Source organism: Brevibacterium atlanticum (assembly GCF_011617245.1).
In the GTDB taxonomy this organism is placed as follows: Bacteria; Actinomycetota; Actinomycetes; order Actinomycetales; family Brevibacteriaceae; genus Brevibacterium; species Brevibacterium atlanticum.
The window spans coordinates 954,293-976,988 of record NZ_CP050152.1; the positions used below are offsets into that span (position 1 = coordinate 954,293).

Consider the following 22,696-nt stretch of genomic DNA (forward strand, 5'->3'; position numbering starts at 1 on the left):
AGGGGTGGGGTGTTCGGACCTGATACCCCACCGGTCGTGGTCAGCCCTCCGAGATGCCCTTCTGGATGAGATCCATCACCGAGGAGTCCGCGAGCGTCGTGACATCGCCGACCTCGCGCTTCTCCGCCACATCCTTGAGGAGGCGGCGCATGATCTTGCCCGAGCGGGTCTTCGGCAGATCGGGCACGAGCATGATCGAGCGCGGGGTCGCGATCGCACCGATCGAGGACCGCACATGGCCCCGCAGCTCGGCCACAATGTCGTCCCCACCCTCGGCGGCACTCTCTCGGAGGATGACGAAGGCCTCAATGGCCTGCCCGGTCAACTCATCGCGCGCCCCGACCACAGCCGCCTCGGCGACCTTCGGATGCGCGACGAGCGCGGATTCGATCTCCGCGGTCGACATCCGGTGACCGGAGACGTTGAGGACGTCGTCGACGCGACCGAGGACCCAGAAATCGCCGTCGCGGTCGATCTTCGCTCCGTCACCGGCGAAGTAGACGCCCGGGTACTGCGACCAGTAGGTCTTTGTGAACCGTTCCTCGTCACCCCACAGGGTCCGCAGCATCGACGGCCATGGTTCCTTGATGACGAGGTACCCGCCGTTGCCCGGTTCGACGGAGTTGCCGTCGTCGTCGACGACGTCGGCGACGATCCCCGGCAGCGGCCGCATCGCCGATCCCGGCTTCGTCGCGGTCACGCCAGGCAGGGGGCAGATGAGGATGCTGCCGGTCTCCGTCTGCCACCAGGTGTCGACGACGGGGCACCGATCGCCGCCGATGTGCTCGCGGTACCACATCCACGCCTCGGGGTTGATCGGTTCGCCCACGCTGCCGAGCAGCCGCAGACTGCTCAGGTCGTGCTCGGCGGGGATGTCGTGACCCCACTTCATGAACGAGCGGATCGCGGTCGGTGCGCAGTAGAGGATGGAGACGTGGTACTTCTCGACGATCTCCCACCAGCGGCCGCGATGCGGGGTGTCGGGAGTGCCTTCGTAGAGCACCGAGGTGGCCCCATTGGCCAGCGGACCGTAGACGATGTACGAATGCCCGGTCACCCAGCCGATGTCCGCGGCCGTCCAATAGACGTCCGTCTCGGGTTTGATGTCGAAGACAGCCCAATGGGTGAATGAGGTGCCGACGAGGTAGCCGCCGGTGGTGTGCATGATGCCCTTGGGCTTTCCCGTCGTTCCCGAGGAGTACATGATGTAGAGCGGATGTTCGGAGTCGAAGGCCTCCGGCGTGTGGGTCTCCGGCTGCCGATCGACGACCTCGTGCCACCACAGGTCCCGCTCGTCATTCCACTCGACGTCCTGGCCAGTGCGGCGGACGACGAGGACATTGCGCACCTCGGGGCAGTCGTCCATGGCTTCGTCGACGACGGACTTCAGACCCGAGGCCTTGCCCTTGCGGTAGCCGCCGTCGGCGGTGATGACGAATTCGACGCCGCAGTCCTTGACGCGGTCGGTGATCGCCGAGGAGGAGAATCCGCCGAAGATGACGGTGTGCGGGGCGCCGAGGCGGGCGCAGGCGAGCATCGCGAACACCGTCTCGGGGATCATCGGCATGTAGATGGCGACCCGGTCGCCGGTCTTCACTCCCAGTTCGGTGAGCGCGTTGGCGGCCTTGGAGACCTCGCGGAGCAGGTCGGAGTAGGTGATGGTGCGGGTGTCTCCGGGTTCGCCTTCGAAGTGGTAGGCCACGCGGTCGCCGAGCCCGTTTTCGACATGGCGGTCGACGCAGTTGTAGGCGGCGTTGAGCTTGCCGCCGACGAACCATCGGGCGACGGGTTCGTTCGACCAGTCGAGGACCCTGCCGAAGGGGGTGTCCCAGGTGATCCGCTTCGCCTGCTCCTCCCAGTAGCCGAGGCGGTCGGCGGCTGCCTTGTCGTATTCGTCGGCTTTGGCATTGGCCTGTGCTGCGAAATCGGCAGGCGGATCGAAGGTCCGCTCCTCGTAGCTCAGCTCTTCGATGCTCGGATTGGTGGCCATCGGCTGCTCCTTTCGCGAAGCCTCACTGCGTTGTGATCCGCTGATGCGAACGTGATTTCAACGTACTCCAGTTGTCGGTGAAATCAAGGGGGCAACGTGCAGGAGGGTCACGGCCGAGGTGTCTCGGCGATGCGCAGCGGAGTGATCTGCCAATAGGTGCCGCAGCGCCACACCCATTCCAGCGGGCCATAGCGGAAGTGCCGCAGCCAGAACGTCGAGAAGGCGCATTGGAAGACGACGATGACGGCCCAGATGCCGAGGCCCAGCGGGGCGGAGATGTATCCGAGGGCGGTCAGCAGTGGGAAGACGAGGACACAGATGACGGTCTGGCCGAGATAGTTCGAGAATGCCATCCGTCCGTAGAGGCGCAGGAATGACAGGCAGATTCTCCCGACCTCGGTGCGCAGCAGGAGGATCAGCCCGGTGACGTACATGAAACCGGGAATCATTGCGGTGCGGAAGGCGATCTCGTGAGCATCGGTCGAGCCGACTCCGGCCGAGTTGGTCCAGATCCAGAGGGGAATCGAGCCGACGAGGCTGAGAACGAAGAGGGCGGCGACGGGCACACGCGTCGTCGCCGAATACAGTCCGAGACCCGCCAGCCAGAATCCGAGCATCATGTGGCCGAGGGTTCTGGCGAACGACAGCAGCGGCAGCAGCAGGGAAGGAAGGTGGAGGTCGACTCCGCCGACGCTGGTGATCAGCTGCAGCAGGTCGGGAATGACCGCGGCCAGGACGCCGAGGGAGACGAATGACCACCTCGGTAAGAGGGTCAGCGGCAGCAGGAGGAGAGCGAGGACGCCGTAGGAGGCGAGCACGTCGATGCCGCCGAGGGCCGAATTGATGAGTCCGGCGATGACCAGGATGACCATCCGGCGGACGTAGACCCACCTCGATCTGCCCTTCGCGCGCAGTCGGGTGAGGAAGATGTGGACGCCGGTGCCGAAGAGGAAGGCGAAGACGAAGTGGAATTTACCGAGGGCGACATCGTCGACGATCTGCCAGATCACCGCGTCCGTGCCGGCGGGGTCCTCTGTCTGCCCGGCCTGGCGGAGGAAGAAGTTGATGTTGATGAGCAGAATGCCGGCGATGGCGATGCCGCGGATGACATCGATGGAGACGATGCGATCCGCCGGGTTCGACGGCTGCGTTCGGTCGTGGGGAGGGTGTGCCGGCTGGGGAGTATGTTCGTCTGTCACGCCAGGTCACGCTATCAGACCAGGTTGCTTGCCGTATACGGTGTCCGGATATGCGAAAACCCCTGCCGCAGCAGGGGGTTTTCCTTGGTGGCTCCGACCGGCGTCGATCCGGTGACCTTTCGATTTTCAGTCGAACGCTCTACCAACTGAGCTACAGAGCCTGGTCGCCGACGCACAAACGTGCGCCGAGAGAAACAAAGGCTCTTCCGAAGAAGAGCCTTATGCTCCGCGACCCTGACGGGACTCGAACCCGCGACCTCCGCCGTGACAGGGCGGCGCGCTAACCAACTGCGCCACAGGGCCTTGCTGTTGTTGCGATGTGGAACCTCTCGATCCTACACCGTACCCCCAACGGGATTCGAACCCGTGTCGCCGCCGTGAAAGGGCGGTGTCCTAGGCCTCTAGACGATGGGGGCCTAGTTTGCTCTCGGATTCCCCGTGGGCAACGACGTTAAGCTTATCCCACCCGATTCGCGGAATGCAAAACGAGAACGAGTGTCCTCGGTCACAGGCCCGGGACGGTGTTTTCCGACCTTCGGGAGGGCCGCCTCGGCGAGGGAAATCGGCCTTCCCGTGACGACTAGAGTGGAGGGTATGGAGTCCCTGACCGAAGACGAGTTCGAGGCGATCCTCGACGAAGCCCTCGACCTGCTGCCGGCAGGGGTGACCGAACAGCTCGACAACGTCGCCCTCTTCGTCGAGGGCCGGCCGGAGAACGGCGACCGACACCTGCTCGGCCTCTACGACGGGACACCGATCGGCGAGCGTGGGGTCTCAGGACTGGAGATGCCGGACAACATCTTCATCTATCGCGACAATCTCATCGACTTCGCCGAGGACGTCGATCATCTGCGCGAGGAGATCGTCATCACCATCGTCCACGAGATCGCCCACTTCTACGGCATCGACGACGACCGGCTCCACGAACTCGGCTGGGGGTGAGGAGGCGTCGGCGTTGACGCTACCGGCAGGTTACATCCGATGAACGAAATTGGCGCTCGCGACTCCACTTCGCCTATTGTGGGCGGGTAACCCATCAGCACAGATACAACGATTTCCGTCCGTATCGACGCGTGGACGCAGGGTCGAACCGGCCCGGGGCAGCGCCCGAGTGTTCCGCGTTTCTGCGGGCAGGAGGCACTACCCCCTTATGACAGTTGCATCAAAATCGACAGGCGCGGCTACCCCGGCCGTGCGCGTGCTCAACCTGGCAGGCATCGACTACAGCCTGCGCAGCTTCGATCACGATCCCGCCACTCGCCGGTACGGTTCGGAGGCCGCCGATAAGCTCGGCGTCAGCTCCGACCAGGTGTTCAAGACCCTGATGATCCAGGTCGACGGCGATCCCGTGACTGCGCTCGTTCCGGTCTCCGGACAGCTCGACCTCAAGGGCCTCGCCTCGGCGCGGGGAGCGAAGAAGGCACAGCTGGCCGGTGTCGCCGAGACCGAACGTCGCACCGGCTACCCCGTCGGAGGGGTCTCCCCGTTCGGGCAGCGCCACGCCGTGCCGGTCGTCATCGACCGCACCGCACTCGACCACTCCGCTGTGTTCGTCTCCGCCGGCCGTCGCGGCCTCGAGATCGAGATCCGTCCCGAAGACCTCGTCATGCTCACCAACGCGCAGGTCGCGAAGATCGCCGCGCTCGACTGATCACCCAGCCGAGTCCGCCGCGTTCTCAGACCCATTCGACCTCACCGACCGCCGGTTCTGCCCGACCGGCGGTGAGGTCGGCGTACATCGCCAACGCCAGCTCCACCTCGGCGACGGGGACGAGGATGTCGAGCCCCACCTGACCGCCGTAATCGGCCCGCGTCGTCCACCCCCGGTTCCCAGCCGCACGTTCGAGGGCGTTGGCCTGGGCATAGTCGACGTCCGCGCGCACCGGCACGAGTTCGTGCCGGGTGATGATCGACGCCCGCCCCACCGCCTCCGAGGTGGCCTGACCGTATGCGCGCACGAGCCCGCCCGCACCGAGCAGGGTCCCACCGAAATACCGGGTGACGATCGCGACGACGTACGTGAGATCGTGCCCGGTGATGACGTCGAGGATCGGGGCACCGGCGGTCCCGGCCGGCTCCCCGTCGTCGCTGAAGCGGTGCGTCCGGGAGTCCGGGTCGAGGACGAACGCCGTGCAGTGGTGGCGGGCCTTCGGATGGGCGGCGCGCACCTCGGCGATGGTCTCCCGCGCGTCTGCCTCGTTGGCCGCGGGGGAGAGGCGGGCGAGGAATCGGGACTTCTTGATCTCGATCTCGGCTTCGGCGCTGCGGGCGATCGTCCGGTACGACATGGTCGCCACTGTAGTCGAATGTCCACCGCAGTCGAATGTGTTCTACGATGTGCCCACGAGTGCGGATCACGCGCTCATTTCCCTCCCCGGCGAAAGGGCGACAATGGTGCACCAGGCAGGCGACGACGAACTCGCAGCGATCAGAGACGAATCCGCCCGAGCCCGTGAGCTCGACCGTGCGCACGTCTTCCACTCGTGGTCGGCGCAGCGACTCATCGACCCACCTGTCGTGGCCCGAGCGTACGGGTCGACGATCGTCGACGGCGAGGGCAACGAACTCCTCGACTTCTCCTCGCAGCTGGTGAACACGAACATCGGCCACCAGCATCCGGCCGTCGTCGCCGCGATCAAGGACCAGGCCGACGTGCTGTGCACGATCAGCCCGGCCACCGTCAACGCCGCACGTTCGGAGGCCGCGCGGCTGATCACCGAACGCACCCCGGCCGGACTCGACCACGTGTTCTTCACCAACGGCGGAGCCGACGCGAACGAACACGCCATCCGCATGGCCCGCCTGCACACCGGACGTCGCAAGGTCCTCTCCCGCTACCGGTCCTACCACGGCGGCACGCAGACCGCGGTCAACGTCACCGGCGACCCGCGCCGCTGGGAGAACGAGACCGGCGAATCGGGGATCGTCCACTTCTTCGGACCCTTCCTCTACCGCTCGGAGTTCCACGCGACCACCGAGGCCGAGGAGACCGAGCGGGCGCTGCAGCACCTGCGGCGGACCATCGAACTGGAAGGCCCGTCGACGGTTGCCGCGATCATCCTCGAGTCCATTCCCGGAACCGCTGGCATCATGGTGCCCAGTGCTGCGTACATGCAGGGAGTGCGAGCGCTGTGCGACGAGTTCGGGATCGTGTTCATCGCCGACGAGGTGATGGCCGGGTTCGGTCGCTCGGGCAAGTGGTTCGCCTTCGAGCATTTCGACATCGTCCCCGACCTCATCACCTTCGCCAAGGGTGTGAACTCCGGGTATGTGCCGCTCGGCGGAGTCGTCATCAGCGACGACATCTTCGAGACCTTCGCCGAGCGCGTCTACCCCGGCGGGCTGACGTACTCGGGCCATCCGCTGGCCTGCGCGGCGGCCGTGGCGACGATGACCGCGATGGCCGACGAAGGCATGATCGAACACGCGGCACACATCGGCGAGACCATCATCGGACCGCGCCTGGCTCAGATCGCGGAGAACTCGAAGCATGTCGGCGAGGTCCGCGGCACCGGGGCGTTCTGGGCGATCGAACTCGTCTGGGACAAGGAGTCCAAAGAACCGCTGGCCCCCTATGGCGGAGGATCACCCGAGGTCGCCTCGGTCGTGGCCGCGCTCAAGGAGCACGGAGTCGTGCCGTTCAACAACTACCACCGGCTGCACGTGGTCCCGCCGATCAACATCAGCGAAGAGGACCTCGAACGTGGCCTCGGCATCTTCGAGAAGGTCCTCACCGACCTCGACTTCTCCCGCTAGCACTCCCTGCTATTACTACCTGACGGCGGCCCAGCAACCTCGCGCGAGGTAGCTGGGCCGCCGTCAGGATCCTTCTATGCTTGTCAAGCGGCCTGCCCAACCACGCTCGTCGCCTCGAGAAGCCGATAAACTCTCCGGGCCACAAACCGCTTGATACACCGGATAGCCTCCTTCTTCGACTTCCCTTCCCCAAGTCGTTTAGCCATGTACGCTCGGGTCTCCTCATCGAAGGACAGCTTCGTGATGGCCACCATGTACAACGCGGAGTTCAACCGGCGGTCCCCGCTGCGGTTGAGTCGGAATCTCACCACATTGCCCGACGATGCTGGGATCGGATTCACCCCCGCCAGCTTCGCGAACGCAGCCTCGGAATGCACCCGTCCTGGATGAGACCACGCCAGATAGAACACGGCGGCAGTGATCGGTCCGATCCCCGGCTGGGCCAGCAGCACAGCGGCAGGACTGTCCTTCACCAGAGCCAGAATCCGTGTGGCGTAATCCTTGATGTCGGCATCGAGTTCGATGACGCGTTTGGCTAACCGGATCGCTTCCCGACGTGCTTCACAACGGGCCACAGGCTCGTTCCGGCCCCGCCATTTCGACACCGTGCGGATCTTGGCGACTGACAGTTTCCGTCGGGCATCGATACCGAGATCGTTCGCCCGCAACAACGCGGTCAGCGCGTTGATGGTGCGGGTCTTCTCCCGCGTCATGGACTCGCGGGCACCCACGAGGATCCGCAGTCCCTGACGCGGCCCATCGGCCTGTCTGGGCACGCGCAGCCGCGACTGCTCCAAGGGCAGGACGGTGGTCGCGATTCTGCGGGCGTCGATCTGGTCATCCTTACCCGTGCTGTGACGGTCGCGGGCACTCATGCTCGCGGCCTCGGCGACCGTATACCCAGCCTCAGCGACGTTCTCGGCCAGGATCGCTCCGTAGGTGCCGATGCCTTCGATCACCCACAGGGTGTCCAGGTGCCCGCCGGTGCGACGCCCGACCCAGTCCAACGCGCGTGCCAGGCCAGTATTCGTGGTCGGGAATTCGCGGGTATCGAGGTGCTCACCGCGGTTGGTGAGTATGGCGTAGACGTGGTTCTTCGCGTGTGTGTCGACGCCGACGACAAACGCGTACAAGTGCGAGATGATAGTCATGACGGTTCGTGATTCTCCCGTGTTAGAGCGGATGATGTCCGACCGTCGAACGGTCGGCTCCGGTCCGGGAGATAGTCACGTCGGAACACTACTGTGATGAGTCACGTTCGGTCAGGAACGGACAACCTTCTGATCAAGTTACCGATGTGGGCCGAGCCGGGGCCGACCGCCCACCGATCATCAGACAGATCCTGACGATGACATCGTCTGAGTCAGCAGTAATTCGAGTCATGATGATCGATGGGACGGTCAGTTCCTACTCTGCCAGCCAGTCCCAGACCAGCCACTATCAATCCTCACAGTAGTAATTAGGGGAGGTGGTGGGTGTAGGTGCCGCCTAGGACGGTGGCCCGGATCGGGATCGTTGAGATCTCTTCGGGGGCGACGTTGCCTGGGTGCGTCTCCAGGGCGACGAAGTCCGCGAGCTTGCCGCGGCTGAGCGTGCCCTTGTCCGCACCCTGCCCCGAACCGACCGCGGCATCGACCGTGTAGGCCGCGATCGCCTCGTCGACGCTCAGGCACTCCGCGGCCGATCCCATGACATCGCCCTCACGGGTGGCGCGGGTGACGAAGGCTTCGATGCCGCGCAGCACGTTCCCATCCGCGCACGGCCGGTCCGAACTGCCGGCCAGCAGCACACCGGCATCGACGAATGACTTCGCGCGATAGAGCAGCCTGCGCCGCTGCGGCCCGAGCGACCTGTTCATTCCGTCGCCGATGCCGTCGGCGAACGCGGACTGCGGGGTGACGACGATGCCGTGCTCGGCCAGTGTGGCCAGATGCTCATCGTGGACCATCGCGGCATGTTCGATCCGGTTGGGCACGGCCCGCCGACCGTACCGGTTCTGCGCGTCGACGATGTTCTCAATCGCCGCATCCACGGCGGCATCGCCGATCGCATGCACCGCCACCGACCAGCCGGACGCATAGGTGTCAAGGATCTGCTGGCGGAGCACCTCGGCATCGTCCTGCAGGTACCCGGGATGATCCTTGCCCGCATAGTTCTCCCGCAGCGCCGCGGTCTCCCCGGACAGGGCCCCGTCCATGAAGAACTTCACCGGACCGATCGAGAGCAGATCATCGCCGAGGCCGGTGCGCAGTCCCGCATCGAGACCGATGCCGAATCCGTCGGCCGAGTTCGCCGCGATCGGATGGAGACCGTCGGCCTGCGGCATGAGCTGGGCCCGCGCCCGCAGCTTGCCTTCCTCCCGGGCCCGCAGGTACGCGGAGATCTCGATGGGGGAGTGCCCGATCCACCCGTAGGCGATCCCGCACTCGCCGAACGAGGTGAGGCCCTCCTTCGCGTAGTACGCGGTGGCCAGATCGATCGCCTCGACGAGCGTGTCGAGCGAATACGGCCGGATGAGATCCTGGACGAGCGCCTGAGCGGTCTCCTCGAGCAGACCCGTCGGATGCCCCGCCGCATCACGGACGACCTTGCCGCCGACAGGCTCTTCGAACCCGTCCGCGAGGATGCCCGCCCGGCGCATCGCCTCGGTGTTGACGATCGCGGCATGACCCGAGGTCTGCCGCATGAACAGCGGCCGGTCCCCGGTGATCTCGTCGAGGCGGGCCAGGTCCGGGTACTGACCGTCATAGTCGCGGTGGGCATACCCGGTGGCGTTGATCCATTCCCCGCCCGGCGTCGTCGCCGCGGCCTGTTCGAGGGCGGCATAGACATCGGGCAGCCCGCCCGGCAGCGCCGTGACGTCGACCGATGCGAGGGTGAGCCCGAACCAGGCGGTGTGGCAGTGGGCGTCGTGGAAGCCCGGCAGCACCGTCGCCCCGCCGAGCGATTCGACCCGGTCGGCGCTGATGCCGTCGAGTTCCTCGTCGAAGCCGACGATCCGGGAGCCCAGCACCCCGATCTTCCTCGCCCGCGGCCTGGCCGGATCGAGGGTGTGTGCGTCGAGGTCGGTGAAGATCGCGTCGATTCTCATGGCTCCACCTTAGTCAGAAACGCACTCGCTCAGGCACTGAGTCCACGTTCACGGCAAGCGGGCGCCGCGGATGTCCGGGTCGGTGAGGCAGTGGACGAGCGAGAGCCCCTCGTGCTCGAGAGCGCGAGCGAACGCGTCGCGGAAGTCCTCTGTCTTCTCGACCCGGATCCCGAGCCCGCCGAAAGCCTGAGCCATGGCGGCGAAGTCCGGGTTGACCAGCCCCGTGGCGGTGGCCCGGCCCGGGTATTCGCGGTCCTGGTGGCCGCGGATCGTACCGTAGACCGCATTGTCGTTGACGACGACGGTGATGTTCGCCCCGTACTGCACGGCGGTGGCGATCTCCTGGCCGTTCATGAGGAAGTCCCCGTCCCCGGCGATGCAGAACACCGCCCGTTCGGGGTGGACGAGCCCGGCGGCGACCGCGGCCGGCAGACCGAATCCCATCGATCCGTTCCGCGGTCCCAGCGCTGAGGGGAATCCGTGCGTGGGCAGGAAGCGCGTTGCCCAGCCGGAGAAGTTCCCCGCCCCGTAGGTGATGATCGCATCGTCCGGCAGCAGGTCTCTGACGTGGACGAATGCTTCGTCCATGTCGACATACCCGGTGCCCGACGAGCCCGAACCCGCCGAGGCGGCCGACCCTTCCGGCGGCACCTGCGGTTGCCGCCAGGCGTCGAGTTCGGCGCGGGCCCCGACCACCCAGTCCGGCAGCGGCACCGCGTCCTCGGCCGCCTCGGACAGGGCGTCGCCGAGCGGGGGTTCGTCGATCGAACCGTCCGAGGACACCGAATAGGTCCGTGTCCCGTCCTCGGTGAACAGGGCCCGGGCGAAGCGGGACACCGAGGTGACGATGTGCTGATCGAGGCGCCCGAAGTGGCCGTGGGCGTCGGGGTCGGGGCCGATGACGACGGTGCGCTGATCGGTGCCGATGCTGAATCCGTTCGTGGCCACATCGGTGCGCACACAGCCTAAGAAGATGTGCAGGTCCGCCTCGGCGAGGGTCTGTGTGGCCACCGGGGCAGCACCGAAGCCGAGGATGCCGAGGAAGTTCGGACAGTCGTGGTCGATGCCGTCGTAGGCACGGAAGGTCCCGAGCACCCCGAGCCCGCGATCGCGGGACCACTGCGCGATCCGCCGAGACGTCGACGGGGACCAGTCCTCCCCGCCGATGATGAGCACGGGACGGTCGGCGGCGGTGATGCGGGCCCGCAGCTCGGTGACATCCCCGGCGTATGGGGAGGCCGAACCGTGCACCCGCGGCGGCACCACGGTCCCGGCACTCGGGCGCACGAGCACATCCTCGGGCAGGCCGACGACGACGGGACCCGGCCGGCCGGTCACGGCGGTGTGCATGGCGTCGGCGACCACCTCGGCGGCCTTGTCCGGGTCATCGAGGGTGAGCACCTTCTTCGCGGTGGTGGCGAACCAGCCGTGCAGGTCGAATTCCTGGAAGGCCTCCCGGTCGCGATGATCGGTGGGGATGAGCCCGACGAAGACGACGAGCGGGGTCGCGTCCTGATAGGCAGTGTGGATGCCGACCTTGACGTTGGCGGCACCGGGCCCGCGGGTGACCATGGCGATGCCGGGGATCCCGGTCATCCGGCCCTCGGCCACGGCCATATAGGACGCCCCGCCCTCCTGGCGGCAGACTACGGGCACGATGGAGGAGTCGTGAAGGCCGTCGATGACGTCGAGATAGGATTCGCCGGGAACGAGATAGGCACGGCGGACCCCGTGCGCTTCGAGCTCCTCGACGATGAGGTGGCCGGCGGAAGGCGACGCTGAGGTGTCCATACTCCATGCTTATCATTCTTTTGTCTCATGTGGTCCCCGCCCGGCGCATTCGACCGCCCAAGGCCGTAAGATCGGGCAACAACGGAATCAGTGCGGGCACCCGCCTGAGCCCGTGAGCATGGAATCGTCGCCGATCAGGCGGCGAATGACGATTGACAGCCAGGAGGCTCACGCATGACCGGCATCGACTCCGACCATCCATCGGCTTCGGCGATCTCCACCACCGGCGACGGTGCGGGAAGTCGGCGCGGGCGGGCAGGATTCCAGTCGAAGCCGCGCAAGGCCAAGCTCGAACGGGATCCGGGGATGCCGGCGAGCACCTGGCGACTGCGCTCGGACGCGTGGGAGTACCTGAAGTTCGCGATCAAACGTCTGGCCGCCAGCGGCGGGGACTTCTCGATGATCGCCGAGGACGGAGAGGTCTGGCGGTCGCTGCGGTCGCTGAAGACCATCGAACTCTACTGGGGCGGATTCGGGCAGCGCTACGTCGAGGACATCACAGATCTGCTCTCTGACGGCGAATTCGACCGGGCGCATGACATGATCACCCGCGCGGTCAACCGCCTGCGCGGGACTACCGTGCCCGATGTCGGCGAGGATGACCTCACCGAGGAGGAGCGCGCCGAACTCAAGGACAGGCAGGACCCCCGCCCCCGCTTCGAGGTCCTCATCGTCGACGAGACCACCGAGGGCGGACGCGATGAACTCCACTCCGATCTGCTCAAGCTGCGCAACCCCTCCGACCAGTTCATCTACGACTACGTCATCGTCCCGACCGCCGACGACGCCGTCGCCGCGGCCCTGACGAACCCGAACCTGCTCGCCTGCGTCATCCGCCCCGGCTTCACCGACGAGACCCGCGAAGTCCTCAGCCGCGACCTGCGCGATGCCGTAGCCTTCGCCCACGAGACGACGAAGGCCCTGCCGACGGGCCCGATGAGCCCGCTGAACTCGGTGCGACGAGTGCTGCGGCTGGCCGATACGCTGGCCAACCTGCGGCCCGAACTCGACCTCTACCTCATGGCCGGTGCGCACATCGAAAGCCTCGCCGGCGCTCTGACGCACCGGTTCCGGCGGGTCTTCCGCCGGGAGGACCAGTTCGAACTCCACCTGTCGCTGCTGCGCCGGCTGCAGCATCTCTACGACACCCCGTTCTTCACCGCGATCCGTGAGCACGCCCGCCGACCGGCTGGTGTCTTCCACGCCCTGCCCGTCTCCCGCGGCGGATCGGTCGTCGGTTCGAAGTGGATCGGGGACTTCATCGACTTCTACGGGCTCAACCTGCTGCTCGCCGAATCCAGCGCCACCTCGGGGGAATTGGACTCCCTGCTGGCTCCGGTGAACACGCTGAAGAAGGCGCAGCTGCTGGCCGCGCGCGCCTTCGGAGCCAAGCGCACCTACTTCGTCACGAACGGAACATCGACGGCGAACAAGATCGTCCACCAGGCCGTGGTCTCACCCGACGAAGTCGTCATGGTCGACCGCAACTGCCACAAATCCCACCACCATGCGCTCATGCTCACCGGCGCCAGGACCGCGTACCTCGAGGCCTACCCCCTCAACGACTTCGCGTTCTACGGGGCGGTGCCGCTGAGCCGGATCAAACAACTCCTGCTCGACTACCGGGCTGCCGGCCGCCTCGACGAAGTGCGGATGATCACCCTGACCAACTGCACATTCGACGGCATCGTCTACGACCCGTACAAGGTCATGTCCGAATGCCTGGCGATCAAACCCGACCTCGTCTTCCTCTGGGACGAGGCCTGGTTCGCCTTCGCCCGCTTCCACCCGGTCACCCGCAAGCGCACCGCGATGGTCGCGGCCGAACGCCTCGAGGAGACCCTGTCCACCGACGCCCATGCCGCGGCCTACCGGGAACAGCGCGAGCGCCTGTTCGACCCCGAGACCGGGGCTTCGGCACCGGATGAGGTGTGGCTGGCCGAGGATCTGCTGCCGCCTCCGGACGCGACGATCCGCGTGTATGCGACGCAGTCGACGCATAAGACGCTGACCGCTCTGCGGCAGGGTTCGATGATCCACGTCTACGATCAGGACTTCGCCGCCGGCGCCGAGGAGGCCTTCCACGAGGCGTACATGACACACACCTCGACCTCGCCGAACTATCAGATCCTCGCCTCCCTCGACCTCGGCCGTAGGCAGGTGGAGATGGAGGGCTTCGCGCTCGTGCAGAAGCAGCTCGACCTGGCGATGAGTCTGTCCTCGGCGATCGCGCGGCACCCGCTGCTGAAGAAGACGTTCAAGGTCCTCACCGCCGCCGACCTCATCCCAGCCGAGTACCGGGTCACCGAGCGGACGATGCCGCTGCGCGACGGCCTGGCGACGATGTGGAACGCGTGGGTCAAGGACGAATTCGTCGTCGACCCCAGCCGTATCACTGTCGAGATCTCCGGCACCGGCGTCGACGGGGACACGTTTAAGCACGAGCACCTCATGGACCGCTACGGCATCCAGGTGAACAAGACGAGCCGGAACACGGTGCTGTTCATGACGAACATCGGCACCTCCCGGTCGGCCGTGGCCTACCTCATCGAGGTCCTCGTCAAGCTCGCAGGGAAGTTCACGGACCCACATGAGCTGCAGGCCCAGGACGCACTGACCGAACCGGCCGCTGTGATGCCGCCGCTGCCGGACTTCTCTGCCTTCGCTCCCGACTACGCCGCCGAGGTGCCGACCGCCGATCCGTCGAAGCAGCTGCCGGACGGCGACCTGCGCACCGCCTACTACGCGGGCCTGCGTCGGCAGAACATCGAACATGTGCTCCCACATGAGCTGCGCCGTCGCATCGATGGAGGGGAGCAGCCGGTCTCGGCCGGGTTCGTCACCCCCTACCCGCCGGGGTTCCCCGTGCTCGTGCCCGGGCAGGTCATCACCGCCGAGGTGCTCGACTTCATGTCCGCGCTCGACACCCGCGAGATCCACGGCTACGAGGCCAGGTTGGGCTACCGCGTGATCCTGCCGGACGCCCTCGAGAGCTGAGCGACACGGCAGGGCTGATCACTTTTCTGCCTCCTGCCGCCGAGCGGACCCTGGAGCGACGAAACCACCTCTTGTATGGGGTGGTTTCGTCGCTCCAGGGTCCGCTCGTTGTATGTCGGGGTTGACGGGAACCTGACAGACCAGAAAAATATCTACAGTTTGCTTGTGTTTAATGGCATTTGATATGCATTATTGATCTATGGTGACTGTATTCAGCGCGAGTGAGCTTCACTCTCTCGGGTACTCCGACGGTGACATCGGTGGTGCGTTGGACTGCTGTCTGGAGAAGGTGAGGCGTGGGCGGTTCGTTCTGCGCCGCGCCTGTGAGAATCGGGCACATGTGTCCCTTCATGAGATCCACATGGCGGCGGGTTCTCCGTACCCGGCGAACTTCGGCGACATCCGCGACAAAATCGAGACGGTGAAGATCCGCATTCGGTCACACGCTGGTGAGCTCCCTGAGGGCACTGTCTTCTCGCACGTGTCGGCGGCGATCATCCATGGGTTCGATCCGCCGGCCCTGGAAGCAGAATGCGCCGAGGTGGTCAGGCGCGGAATCAGCAAAGTCCGGCCGACTCTCGTTATCAGGGATCGCGAGATCTCAGAGACCGATCGAACGCTCGTCGGCGACCTGCCCGTGACGACGATCCGCCGGACGCTGCTCGATATCGCCTATGACTACCCACTGGAGACCTCGGTTCCGATCATCTCCGAGGCGCTGCGACGCGGCGACGCCTCGACGAATGATTTGGCGAAGCGAATCATTGCCAGCCGGCGAGGCTGCCGAGACGCTCGCCTGGCCCTCGAGCTCGCCGATGCCAGGCACGAATCGGCGGGGGAGTCCTTGTGTGCGGTGAAGTTCCATCGTTTCGGCATCACCGGAATGATCCCGCAGGTCAATACGCGCGACAGTGCAGGAAGATGGATCGCTCGCAACGACTTCCGCCATGAGGATCTCGACGTCATCGTCGAATTCCACGGTGTGGGCAAGTACTACCTCAACGCAGGAGGTCCGGATCGAGCCAGTTCGGCCAATCACGAGCGGCACATGAAACTGCTCAACGCCGGATTCCGGGTCTTCAACTTGGTGTGGGCCGACCTCTTCCGCGCCGAACCCTTCAGGCAGATCAAGGCCGTTCTGACAGCGTTGGGTGGCTAGGGGAGAGTGCGGGTGAGCGGACCCCGTGGCGGCGAGACCACCCTGTCCTGAGGGTGGTCTCGCCGCCACGGGGTCGGCTCGGCGAAGAGTGGCACCTACCCCAGCTGTCCGGGGTGGAGGACGCGGGAGAGGAAGTCCTTCGTCCGCTGCTCCTGCGGGCTGCCGATGACGTCCTTGGCAGGTCCGGCTTCGACGACGACTCCTCCGTCCATGAAGACGACACGGTCGGCGACCTGCCGGGCGAACTCCATCTCGTGGGTGACGACGACCATCGTCATTCCCGCCTCGGCGAGGTTGCGCATGACCTGGAGGACGTCACCGACGGTCTCGGGATCGAGCGCCGAGGTGGGTTCGTCGAAGAGCATGACATCGGGGTCCATGCTCAGTGCCCGGGCGATCGCCACCCTCTGCTGCTGACCGCCGGAGAGTGATCCGGGCTTGGCCTCCATCTTCTCGGACAGGCCGACCTTCGCGAGGTTCGTCTCGGCGACCTTGTTCGCTTCGGCCTTCGACCGGCCCAGCACCTTGGTCTGGGCGATCGTGAGATTCTCGCGCACCGTGAGGTGGCCGAAGAGGTTGAAGGACTGGAAGACCATGCCGATGCGGGTGCGGGCGGCGTCGATGTCGAGGTCCAGATCGGTCATGTCCATGCCGTCGACGACGATCGAACCTCCCGTCGGGGTCTCGAGCGTATTGATGCACCGCAGCATCGTCGACTTTCCCGAGCCTGAGGGCCCGATGACGCAGACGACCTCGCCCTTGTCGACGTCGAGGCTGATGTCGGTGAGGACCTGGTTCGTGCCGAAGCTCTTCTGCAGGTTGCGGATCGCGATGATCGGGGTTGCGGTCGTCGCCGAGGTGGTGGGAACGTTCATCATTTCACTCCAGAATCTGCGGAACCGTATTTGCGTTCGAGCACGCGTGAGAGATAGGACAGCGGGACTGTGATGATGAGGTAGCACAGCGCGATGACGATGAAGGGGGTGAGGTTCGCGGTGTTGACGATCTCTGCTCGGCCGAGTGCTGCGAGCTCACGGCCGTCGACCGAGGAGCCGAGGATGTAGGCCAGCGAGGAGTCCTTGGCGAGCAGGATGAGCTCGTTCGTCAGCGGCGGCAGGATGATCCGCATCGCCTGCGGCAGGACGATCGTGAACATCGCGCGCGAGGAGGACATGCCCAGTGATCGGGCGGCCTCGATCTGTCCCTTAGGCACCGCCTGAATGCCGGCGCGGATGGTCTCGGCCATATACGCCGAGGACACGAGGCCGAGGGCGATCATGATGATGACCAGCTGCGGCATGTTGAATCCGGGGAAGGCGACGGGCACGCCGAATCCGAGGACGAGGAAGACGACGAGGGCGGGCAGCCCGCGGAAGAACTCGATGTAGATGGTCGCGAGCCAGCGGTAGACGCCGACCGAGGACAGTCGCATGAGGGCGACGAACAGGGCGATGATCAGCCCGAGAGCGAAGCCGAGGAACGTGTAGACGACGGTGTTCTTCAACGCCATTGTGATGACGTCGGGGAACATGCCTGTGGCGATGTCTATGCGACCGAAGGAGTCGATGAGCGTCGGCCAGTCGGCGAAGATCGCGATGAGGGCCGCGATGACGACGAGGATGGCGTACTGGATACTACGGGAGAGCTTCGCCTTCTGGCGTTTGCTCATCTTCGCTTTCGGAGTGGCGGTGGCGGCCGGGACGGCTGAGCCGGTCTGGCGGCCGTCCTCACTCGCAGTGGGAACTGACATGGTGTTGTCCTTCGGAGACGGTGGCGGGGGCGCCCGCCGGATTGCGTGCCGTGAGAGGCGGGTGGGACTGGGCTGTCGAACTCAAGTGAACGGGCGGTCGCCTGCGACCTCGTCGTCGCAGGCGGCCGCCCGATCGGGTGCGATCACTTCGGAGCGTCGCCGAACCACTTCTCGTAGATCTTGTCGTACTCGCCGTTGTCCTTGATCTCCTTGATCGTGTCGTCCACGGCCTTCTTCATCTCCGAATTGCCCTTCTTCATCGAGATGCCGTAGTGCTCATCGGTCTTGATGTCGAAGCCGACCGCGAAGCCCTTGTTCTCGGTGTTGTAGTTGTACAGCACGCCGTTGTCGTTGATGACGGCGTCGACCTGACCGGTCTTGAGCGCCTCGAGTGAGAGCGGCAGGTCCTCGTAGGTGATGACCTCCGAATCCTTGAAGTTCTCGGTCGCGTAGTCGAGACCGGTGGTTCCGGCCTGCGCGGCGATCTTGAAGCCCTTGAGCCCGGCTTCGTCCTTCGCGGTCTTGTCGGCCTTCGTGAGGATCGCCTGATTCGCGTCGAAGTACGGCTCGGAGAAGTCCGTGGCCTCCTGTCGCTCGTCGGTGATCGTCGTCGCGGCAGCGGCCACATCGCACTTGTTCTGGTTGAATTCCGCGCCCGAGGTGATCGTCTCGAAGGAGGTGTTGATGATCTCCTGTTCGACGCCGAGCTTCTTGGCCACGGCGTCGACGATGTCGACGTCGAAGCCGACGACCTCGCCGTCCTTCTCGAACTGGAACGGTTGGTAGGACAGGTGGGTGCAGGTCGTCAGCTTGCCCTCCTTGACGAGAGGGACACCGCCTTCCGCCGTCGCTGCGGGTTCCGAATCGCCTCCGCCGCAGGCGGACAGGGCGAGCATGGCGCCGACGGCGACAGTGGCCAGGGTCAAGCGTCGTTTCATGGTTCCTCCAGTGAGTCGGTGACGGGTGTGTCACGCATTCGCAGGCTGCCAGGTGGTCGTACCTGAGCAACGTCTGAGAGGAATCCTACCGTGAACTGAGTCACACTTCGGACCATCCGATGACCGCCGAGGCGGTTGTGACGAAATCGTAGTTCTTCCGCCGTGTGGGGATGAGACAGGGCCCGACCATCGCGAACGATGGTCGGGCCCTGTCTGAGCTCGGTTCAGTGGCAGCCGCTCAGCTCAGCTGATCCTCCATGTCGAGGTCGCTCGTGTCCTTGGCCAGCCACAGGGCAGCGAAGGTGAGGACTGCGGCGGCGATGATGTAGAGGCCGCAGTAGAAGATCGTCCCACCCTCGGCCTGCCACAGCGCGACCATCGCGAAGGGAGCCGGGCCTGCGCCGATGACGCTGGCCATGTTGTAGGACACTGCCGAGCCGGTGTACCGGACGTTCGCTGGGAACAGCTCCGGCAGATAGGCAGCCATCGGCCCGAACGTCAGTCCCATGAGGATGAACCCGACGATGAGGCCGATGACGACGCCGGCGGTGCCCGCGTTGAACAGGGCGTTGACGACGAGGCCGTAGACGGCGATGGCGACCGTCACGCCGAGCAGCATCTTCCGTCGACCCAGCTTCTCCGCCAGAGGACCGGAGACGACGGTGAAGATGCCGAAGAAGACGACGCCGATGATGAGGTAGGTGAGGAACTCGCTCTTCGTGTAGCCGAGCCCCGCGACGAACCCCGCGGGGTCGAAGGACGTTCCGGCCGCCTCGGCGACGGTCTGTGCCTGTTCGACGGTGGCCGGTGAGGTGCCGTAGGTCAGGGTGAACGCGGTCATGAAGTAGAAGATCACGTAGGTCGCGAGCATGATGAAGGTGCCGAGGACCAGCGGCTTCCAGCTCGTGGCGAAGACGCGGCCGATGGGTGCCTTCGAGATCTGCTGCTTCTGCGCGACCAGCTGGAAGGCCGGGGTCTCCATGAGGGAGAGGCGGACCCAGAGCCCGACGGCGACGAGGATCGCCGAGAGCAGGAACGGGATGCGCCAGCCCCAGGCGAGGAAGGCCTCGGGCGAGGTCCACGAGTTGAGGCCGACGAAGAGCAGGTTGGCGATGATGAAGCCGACCGGGGCACCGAGCTGCGGGAAGGTGCCCCAGATGGCGCGTTTGCCCTTCGGGGCGTTCTCGGTCGCCAGGAGCGCTGCACCTGACCATTCGCCGCCGAGGCCCACGCCCTGGCAGAAGCGCAGGAGGACGAGCATCGCGGGAGCGAGGACGGCCCAGCCCGGCGCCGAGGCGGTCGGGAGAAGGCCGATGAGGAACGTGCCGATGCCCATGATGAGCAGGGAGGCGATGAGTGTCTTCTTCCGGCCGACACGGTCACCGAAGTGGCCGAAGATGATCGAGCCCAGGGGGCGGGCGACGAAGGCGACGCCGAAGATCGCGAACGAGCTCAGCAGCTGCGTCGTCGAGGTCTGGTTGGGGAAGAAGAGGGCCGGGAAGACCAGTGACGAGGCGGTCGCGTAGGCATAGAAGTCGAAGAATTCGATCGTGGTGCCGACCATCGAGGCGGTCAGGACCTTGCCGCGGGTGTTGTTCTTCCGAGTCGCTGCGATGGCGTCGGACTCGACGTCGGCGTCGGGTGAGGGGTTCGGGTTCCCCGGTTGTGTTTCGGTGGACATGGTGTCGTTGTGCTCCGCTGTTTCGTGAGTGCAGGCACGGGCGGGTGGTGCTCGTGTCAGTGGAAAAGGGCCGTCGATGCTGTGTGGGCACAGCATCGACGGCGACGGATAGACACTACGCCCGTCTCACGAGATGCGCTTTCCGCGTCTCGAAAGTCGAGATTGCTCGGTCATCCGAATATTTTCGCGGGCGGGTGACCAGCAGGGATGCGGTCGGGCCTCTTCTGTGGGCACGGCTCAGTCGTCGACGGAGACTCCGGTGATGGTGACCTTCTCCTTCGGAGCGCCGTCGCCGGCACCGGAGTCCGTGCCCTTGTCGGCGATGTCGGACACGGTCTTCGTGCTGTCCTCGTCGAGGGAGCCGAAGACGGTGTAGTCCGGCGGCAGCGAACTGTCGTCGTAGACGACGAAGAACTGGGAGCCGTTGGTGTCGGGTCCGGCGTTGGCCATGGCCAGTGTCCCGGCCGGATAGGTCTCGGAGCCGTCGACCTCGTCGGCGAACGAGTAGCCGGGTCCGCCCGAACCGGTGCCGGTGGGGTCGCCGCACTGGAGGACGAAGATGCCTTCGGTGGTCAGGCGGTGGCAGTCGGTGTCGGCGAAGTACTTCTGCTTCGCCAGGGACAGGAAGCTGTTGACGGTGCAGGGGGCTCCGTCGGCGTCGAGGGTCACGGCCAGATCGCCGGCGTTCGTGGCGATCGTGGCTGTGACCTTGCCCTTCGCCTGCGGCTTCTCATCAGGGGTGTCGACGTCCTTGGCCCCGGACTGGGAGTCCTTGAGGTAGGAGCAGGTGCCGGCTGCGGCTTCGGTCGAGGTCTCCGCGCTGGTCGCACCGTCATCTTCCGAATCGGACGATCCGCACCCGGTCAGCAGCAGAAGGGCAAGCACAGCGAGGGCTGCCAGGGCCAGCAGCGCGGCTGACTTCGGTCGATGGGTGAGGGCATGAGAGCGACTGCGCGCAGGGTGATCCATGCCTTCATCGTAGCGGCCGCGCGAACGACCGCGATCGCGGTCGCCGTGATCGAGACAACGCCGCAGGGCCGAGACACCTGTGCACACACAGTGGTCTCGGCACTCGGCCGTTGTCTCGACAGGGTCCCGGGTGGAGGTGCGCTCAGGTCTCGACGGAGGTGCGGGTGCTCTTGTCGGGGGAGCCGCCTCGACGGAGGAAGATCGCGACGGAGATGACGATGAGTCCGGCCAGACAGAGCCCGACGCCGACCCAGGCGGGTGCACGGTAGCCCAGGCCTGCGGTGATGACGATGCCGCCGAGCCACGCGCCGAGGGCATTGGCGAGGTTGAAGGCGGCGTGGTTCATGGCTGCGGACAGGCTCGGGGCGTCGTGGGATTCGCGGAACAGGCGCATCTGCAGGGCTGTGGTGATCATCGATCCGGAGATGCCGATGAGGAAGAGGGCGACGATCGCGATCGCCGCGATCTGGGTGAAGGCACCGAAGGCGGCGAGCACGAGGGCGGAGAGGATCATGCCGCCGGTGGACGCGCGTTCGATGGACTTGTCGACGAGTGGTCCGGCGATGAGGGAGCCGGCGGTCATGCCGAGTCCGTAGACGGCGAGCACCCAGGGGATCGCGATCTCGGGGACACCGGCAACGTCGGTCATGGTCGGGGTGATGTAGGTGTAGACGGCGAACATGCCGCCGAAGCCGACGGATCCGGCCACGAGCGTGAGGATGATCTGCACGCGACCGAGCGCCTTGATCTCCCCGCGAGCCGAGGGCACCTCTCCGGCGCCGATGCTCACGCGGGGGACGGCGAGGGCGACCATGATGACGGTGAGGACGCCGAGGGCGGCGACGAGGGCGTAGGCGCTGCGCCAGCCGAGCATGTTGCCCAGTGCCGCGGCGAAGGGGACGCCGAAGATGTTCGCGATGGTCAGGCCGAGCATCACCCGGGACATTGCGCGTCCGCGGCGGTTGGCCGGGACGAGGGAGGCGGCGACGACCGCTCCGATGCCGAGGTAGGCGCCGTGGGGCAGGCCCGAGACGAAGCGGGCGATGTTGAACAGGGTCGCGGTCGGTGCGAGCATCGAAGCGAGGTTGCCGAGGGCGAAGAGTCCCATCAGGCACAGGAGCAGGATCTTGCGGTCCATATGCGCCGCGATGGTCGTGATCAGGGGTGCTCCGACGACGACGCCGATCGCGTAGAACGACACCGCGTGGCCGGCCTGGGGGACCGTGATGCCGAGTTCGTCGGCGATCATCGGCAGCAGACCCATCGTCGCGAATTCGGTCACGCCGATGGCGAAGGCGCCGATCGCCAGGGCGAAGACGGCGAATTTATAGACTCCGCGGGAGACCGGGGCATCGCTCATAGGACTCCTTCGGAG

The 22,696-nt window shown here is 65.7% G+C and carries 17 protein-coding genes and 3 tRNA genes; 5 read left to right on the forward strand and 15 right to left on the reverse strand.

The window, feature by feature from the left end; genetic code table 11:
- Positions 1 to 40: 40 nt before the first annotated feature.
- The 5 genes from acs to GUY23_RS04070 form a co-directional block, all read right to left on the reverse strand.
- Positions 41 to 1,990, reverse strand: a complete 1,950-nt coding sequence (acs, locus tag GUY23_RS04050) for an acetate--CoA ligase (RefSeq protein ID WP_166969963.1) — start codon at positions 1,988 to 1,990, stop codon at positions 41 to 43.
- A gap of 107 nt (positions 1,991 to 2,097) precedes the next feature.
- Positions 2,098 to 3,189, reverse strand: coding sequence for a DUF418 domain-containing protein (locus GUY23_RS04055; RefSeq protein WP_166969965.1), 1,092 nt, complete (start codon positions 3,187 to 3,189; stop codon positions 2,098 to 2,100).
- An 85-nt stretch (positions 3,190 to 3,274) separates the two neighbouring features.
- Positions 3,275 to 3,350: transfer RNA gene (locus GUY23_RS04060), tRNA-Phe, on the reverse strand.
- 68 nt (positions 3,351 to 3,418) lie between these two features.
- A tRNA-Asp gene (locus GUY23_RS04065) sits at positions 3,419 to 3,492 on the reverse strand.
- Between the two features lie 40 nt (positions 3,493 to 3,532).
- A tRNA-Glu gene (locus GUY23_RS04070) sits at positions 3,533 to 3,605 on the reverse strand.
- Between the two features lie 178 nt (positions 3,606 to 3,783).
- On the opposite strand from GUY23_RS04070, the gene GUY23_RS04075 reads away from it, so the two are divergent.
- Complete coding sequence (locus GUY23_RS04075) at positions 3,784 to 4,131, forward strand: metallopeptidase family protein (protein WP_166969967.1); 348 nt, start codon at positions 3,784 to 3,786, stop codon at positions 4,129 to 4,131.
- Between the two features lie 208 nt (positions 4,132 to 4,339).
- Positions 4,340 to 4,840 carry a Cys-tRNA(Pro) deacylase gene (ybaK, locus tag GUY23_RS04080; RefSeq protein WP_166969969.1) on the forward strand — a complete coding sequence of 167 codons (501 nt, stop codon included), beginning with the start codon at positions 4,340 to 4,342 and terminating at the stop codon, positions 4,838 to 4,840.
- A gap of 25 nt (positions 4,841 to 4,865) precedes the next feature.
- Here the strand turns inward: ybaK and GUY23_RS04085 are convergent, their stop codons facing one another.
- The gene (locus tag GUY23_RS04085) at positions 4,866 to 5,477 is read right to left on the reverse strand and encodes a YigZ family protein (protein ID WP_166969971.1); all 612 of its coding nucleotides are present in this window, start codon (positions 5,475 to 5,477) and stop codon (positions 4,866 to 4,868) included.
- A 103-nt stretch (positions 5,478 to 5,580) separates the two neighbouring features.
- Here GUY23_RS04085 and GUY23_RS04090 point away from each other — a divergent pair, with 103 nt between their 5' ends.
- Complete coding sequence (locus GUY23_RS04090) at positions 5,581 to 6,945, forward strand: aspartate aminotransferase family protein (RefSeq protein WP_166969973.1); 1,365 nt, start codon at positions 5,581 to 5,583, stop codon at positions 6,943 to 6,945.
- 83 nt (positions 6,946 to 7,028) lie between these two features.
- Here GUY23_RS04090 and GUY23_RS04095 read toward each other — a convergent pair whose 3' ends face one another.
- The 3 genes from GUY23_RS04095 to GUY23_RS04105 form a co-directional block, all read right to left on the reverse strand.
- Positions 7,029 to 8,096, reverse strand: coding sequence for an IS110 family RNA-guided transposase (locus GUY23_RS04095; RefSeq protein ID WP_166969435.1), 1,068 nt, complete (start codon positions 8,094 to 8,096; stop codon positions 7,029 to 7,031).
- Positions 8,097 to 8,404: 308 nt separating this feature from the next.
- The gene (locus GUY23_RS04100; protein WP_166969975.1) at positions 8,405 to 10,036 is read right to left on the reverse strand and encodes an amidohydrolase; all 1,632 of its coding nucleotides are present in this window, start codon (positions 10,034 to 10,036) and stop codon (positions 8,405 to 8,407) included.
- 48 nt (positions 10,037 to 10,084) lie between these two features.
- Complete coding sequence (locus GUY23_RS04105) at positions 10,085 to 11,827, reverse strand: thiamine pyrophosphate-dependent enzyme (RefSeq protein WP_166969977.1); 1,743 nt, start codon at positions 11,825 to 11,827, stop codon at positions 10,085 to 10,087.
- Positions 11,828 to 12,001: 174 nt separating this feature from the next.
- On the opposite strand from GUY23_RS04105, the gene GUY23_RS04110 reads away from it, so the two are divergent.
- Together GUY23_RS04110 and GUY23_RS04115 are read left to right on the forward strand one after the other, a co-directional pair.
- On the forward strand, positions 12,002 to 14,824 hold the full coding sequence (locus tag GUY23_RS04110) for an aminotransferase class I/II-fold pyridoxal phosphate-dependent enzyme (RefSeq protein ID WP_166969979.1): 2,823 nt from the start codon (positions 12,002 to 12,004) through the stop codon (positions 14,822 to 14,824).
- Between the two features lie 361 nt (positions 14,825 to 15,185).
- A complete protein-coding gene (locus GUY23_RS04115; protein ID WP_228282729.1) occupies positions 15,186 to 15,983 on the forward strand; it encodes a hypothetical protein in 798 nt (265 codons plus the stop codon).
- 95 nt (positions 15,984 to 16,078) lie between these two features.
- On the opposite strand, the gene GUY23_RS04120 is transcribed toward GUY23_RS04115, so the two are convergent.
- The 6 genes from GUY23_RS04120 to GUY23_RS04145 all read right to left on the reverse strand — a co-directional run bounded on the left by GUY23_RS04120 (position 16,079) and on the right by GUY23_RS04145 (position 22,681).
- The gene (locus GUY23_RS04120; protein WP_323127149.1) at positions 16,079 to 16,861 is read right to left on the reverse strand and encodes an amino acid ABC transporter ATP-binding protein; all 783 of its coding nucleotides are present in this window, start codon (positions 16,859 to 16,861) and stop codon (positions 16,079 to 16,081) included.
- The gene (locus GUY23_RS04125; protein ID WP_166975588.1) at positions 16,858 to 17,652 is read right to left on the reverse strand and encodes an amino acid ABC transporter permease; all 795 of its coding nucleotides are present in this window, start codon (positions 17,650 to 17,652) and stop codon (positions 16,858 to 16,860) included. Before GUY23_RS04125 ends, GUY23_RS04120 begins: the two co-directional genes overlap by 4 nt.
- Before the next feature lie 224 nt (positions 17,653 to 17,876).
- Positions 17,877 to 18,671, reverse strand: a complete 795-nt coding sequence (locus GUY23_RS04130) for a basic amino acid ABC transporter substrate-binding protein (protein WP_166969981.1) — start codon at positions 18,669 to 18,671, stop codon at positions 17,877 to 17,879.
- Positions 18,672 to 18,909: 238 nt separating this feature from the next.
- Positions 18,910 to 20,352 carry an MFS transporter gene (locus GUY23_RS04135; RefSeq protein ID WP_208085466.1) on the reverse strand — a complete coding sequence of 481 codons (1,443 nt, stop codon included), beginning with the start codon at positions 20,350 to 20,352 and terminating at the stop codon, positions 18,910 to 18,912.
- A 237-nt stretch (positions 20,353 to 20,589) separates the two neighbouring features.
- Positions 20,590 to 21,321, reverse strand: a complete 732-nt coding sequence (locus tag GUY23_RS18750) for a peptidylprolyl isomerase (RefSeq protein ID WP_166969983.1) — start codon at positions 21,319 to 21,321, stop codon at positions 20,590 to 20,592.
- Positions 21,322 to 21,463: 142 nt separating this feature from the next.
- Positions 21,464 to 22,681, reverse strand: coding sequence for an MFS transporter (locus tag GUY23_RS04145; RefSeq protein WP_166969985.1), 1,218 nt, complete (start codon positions 22,679 to 22,681; stop codon positions 21,464 to 21,466).
- Positions 22,682 to 22,696: the final 15 nt, after the last annotated feature.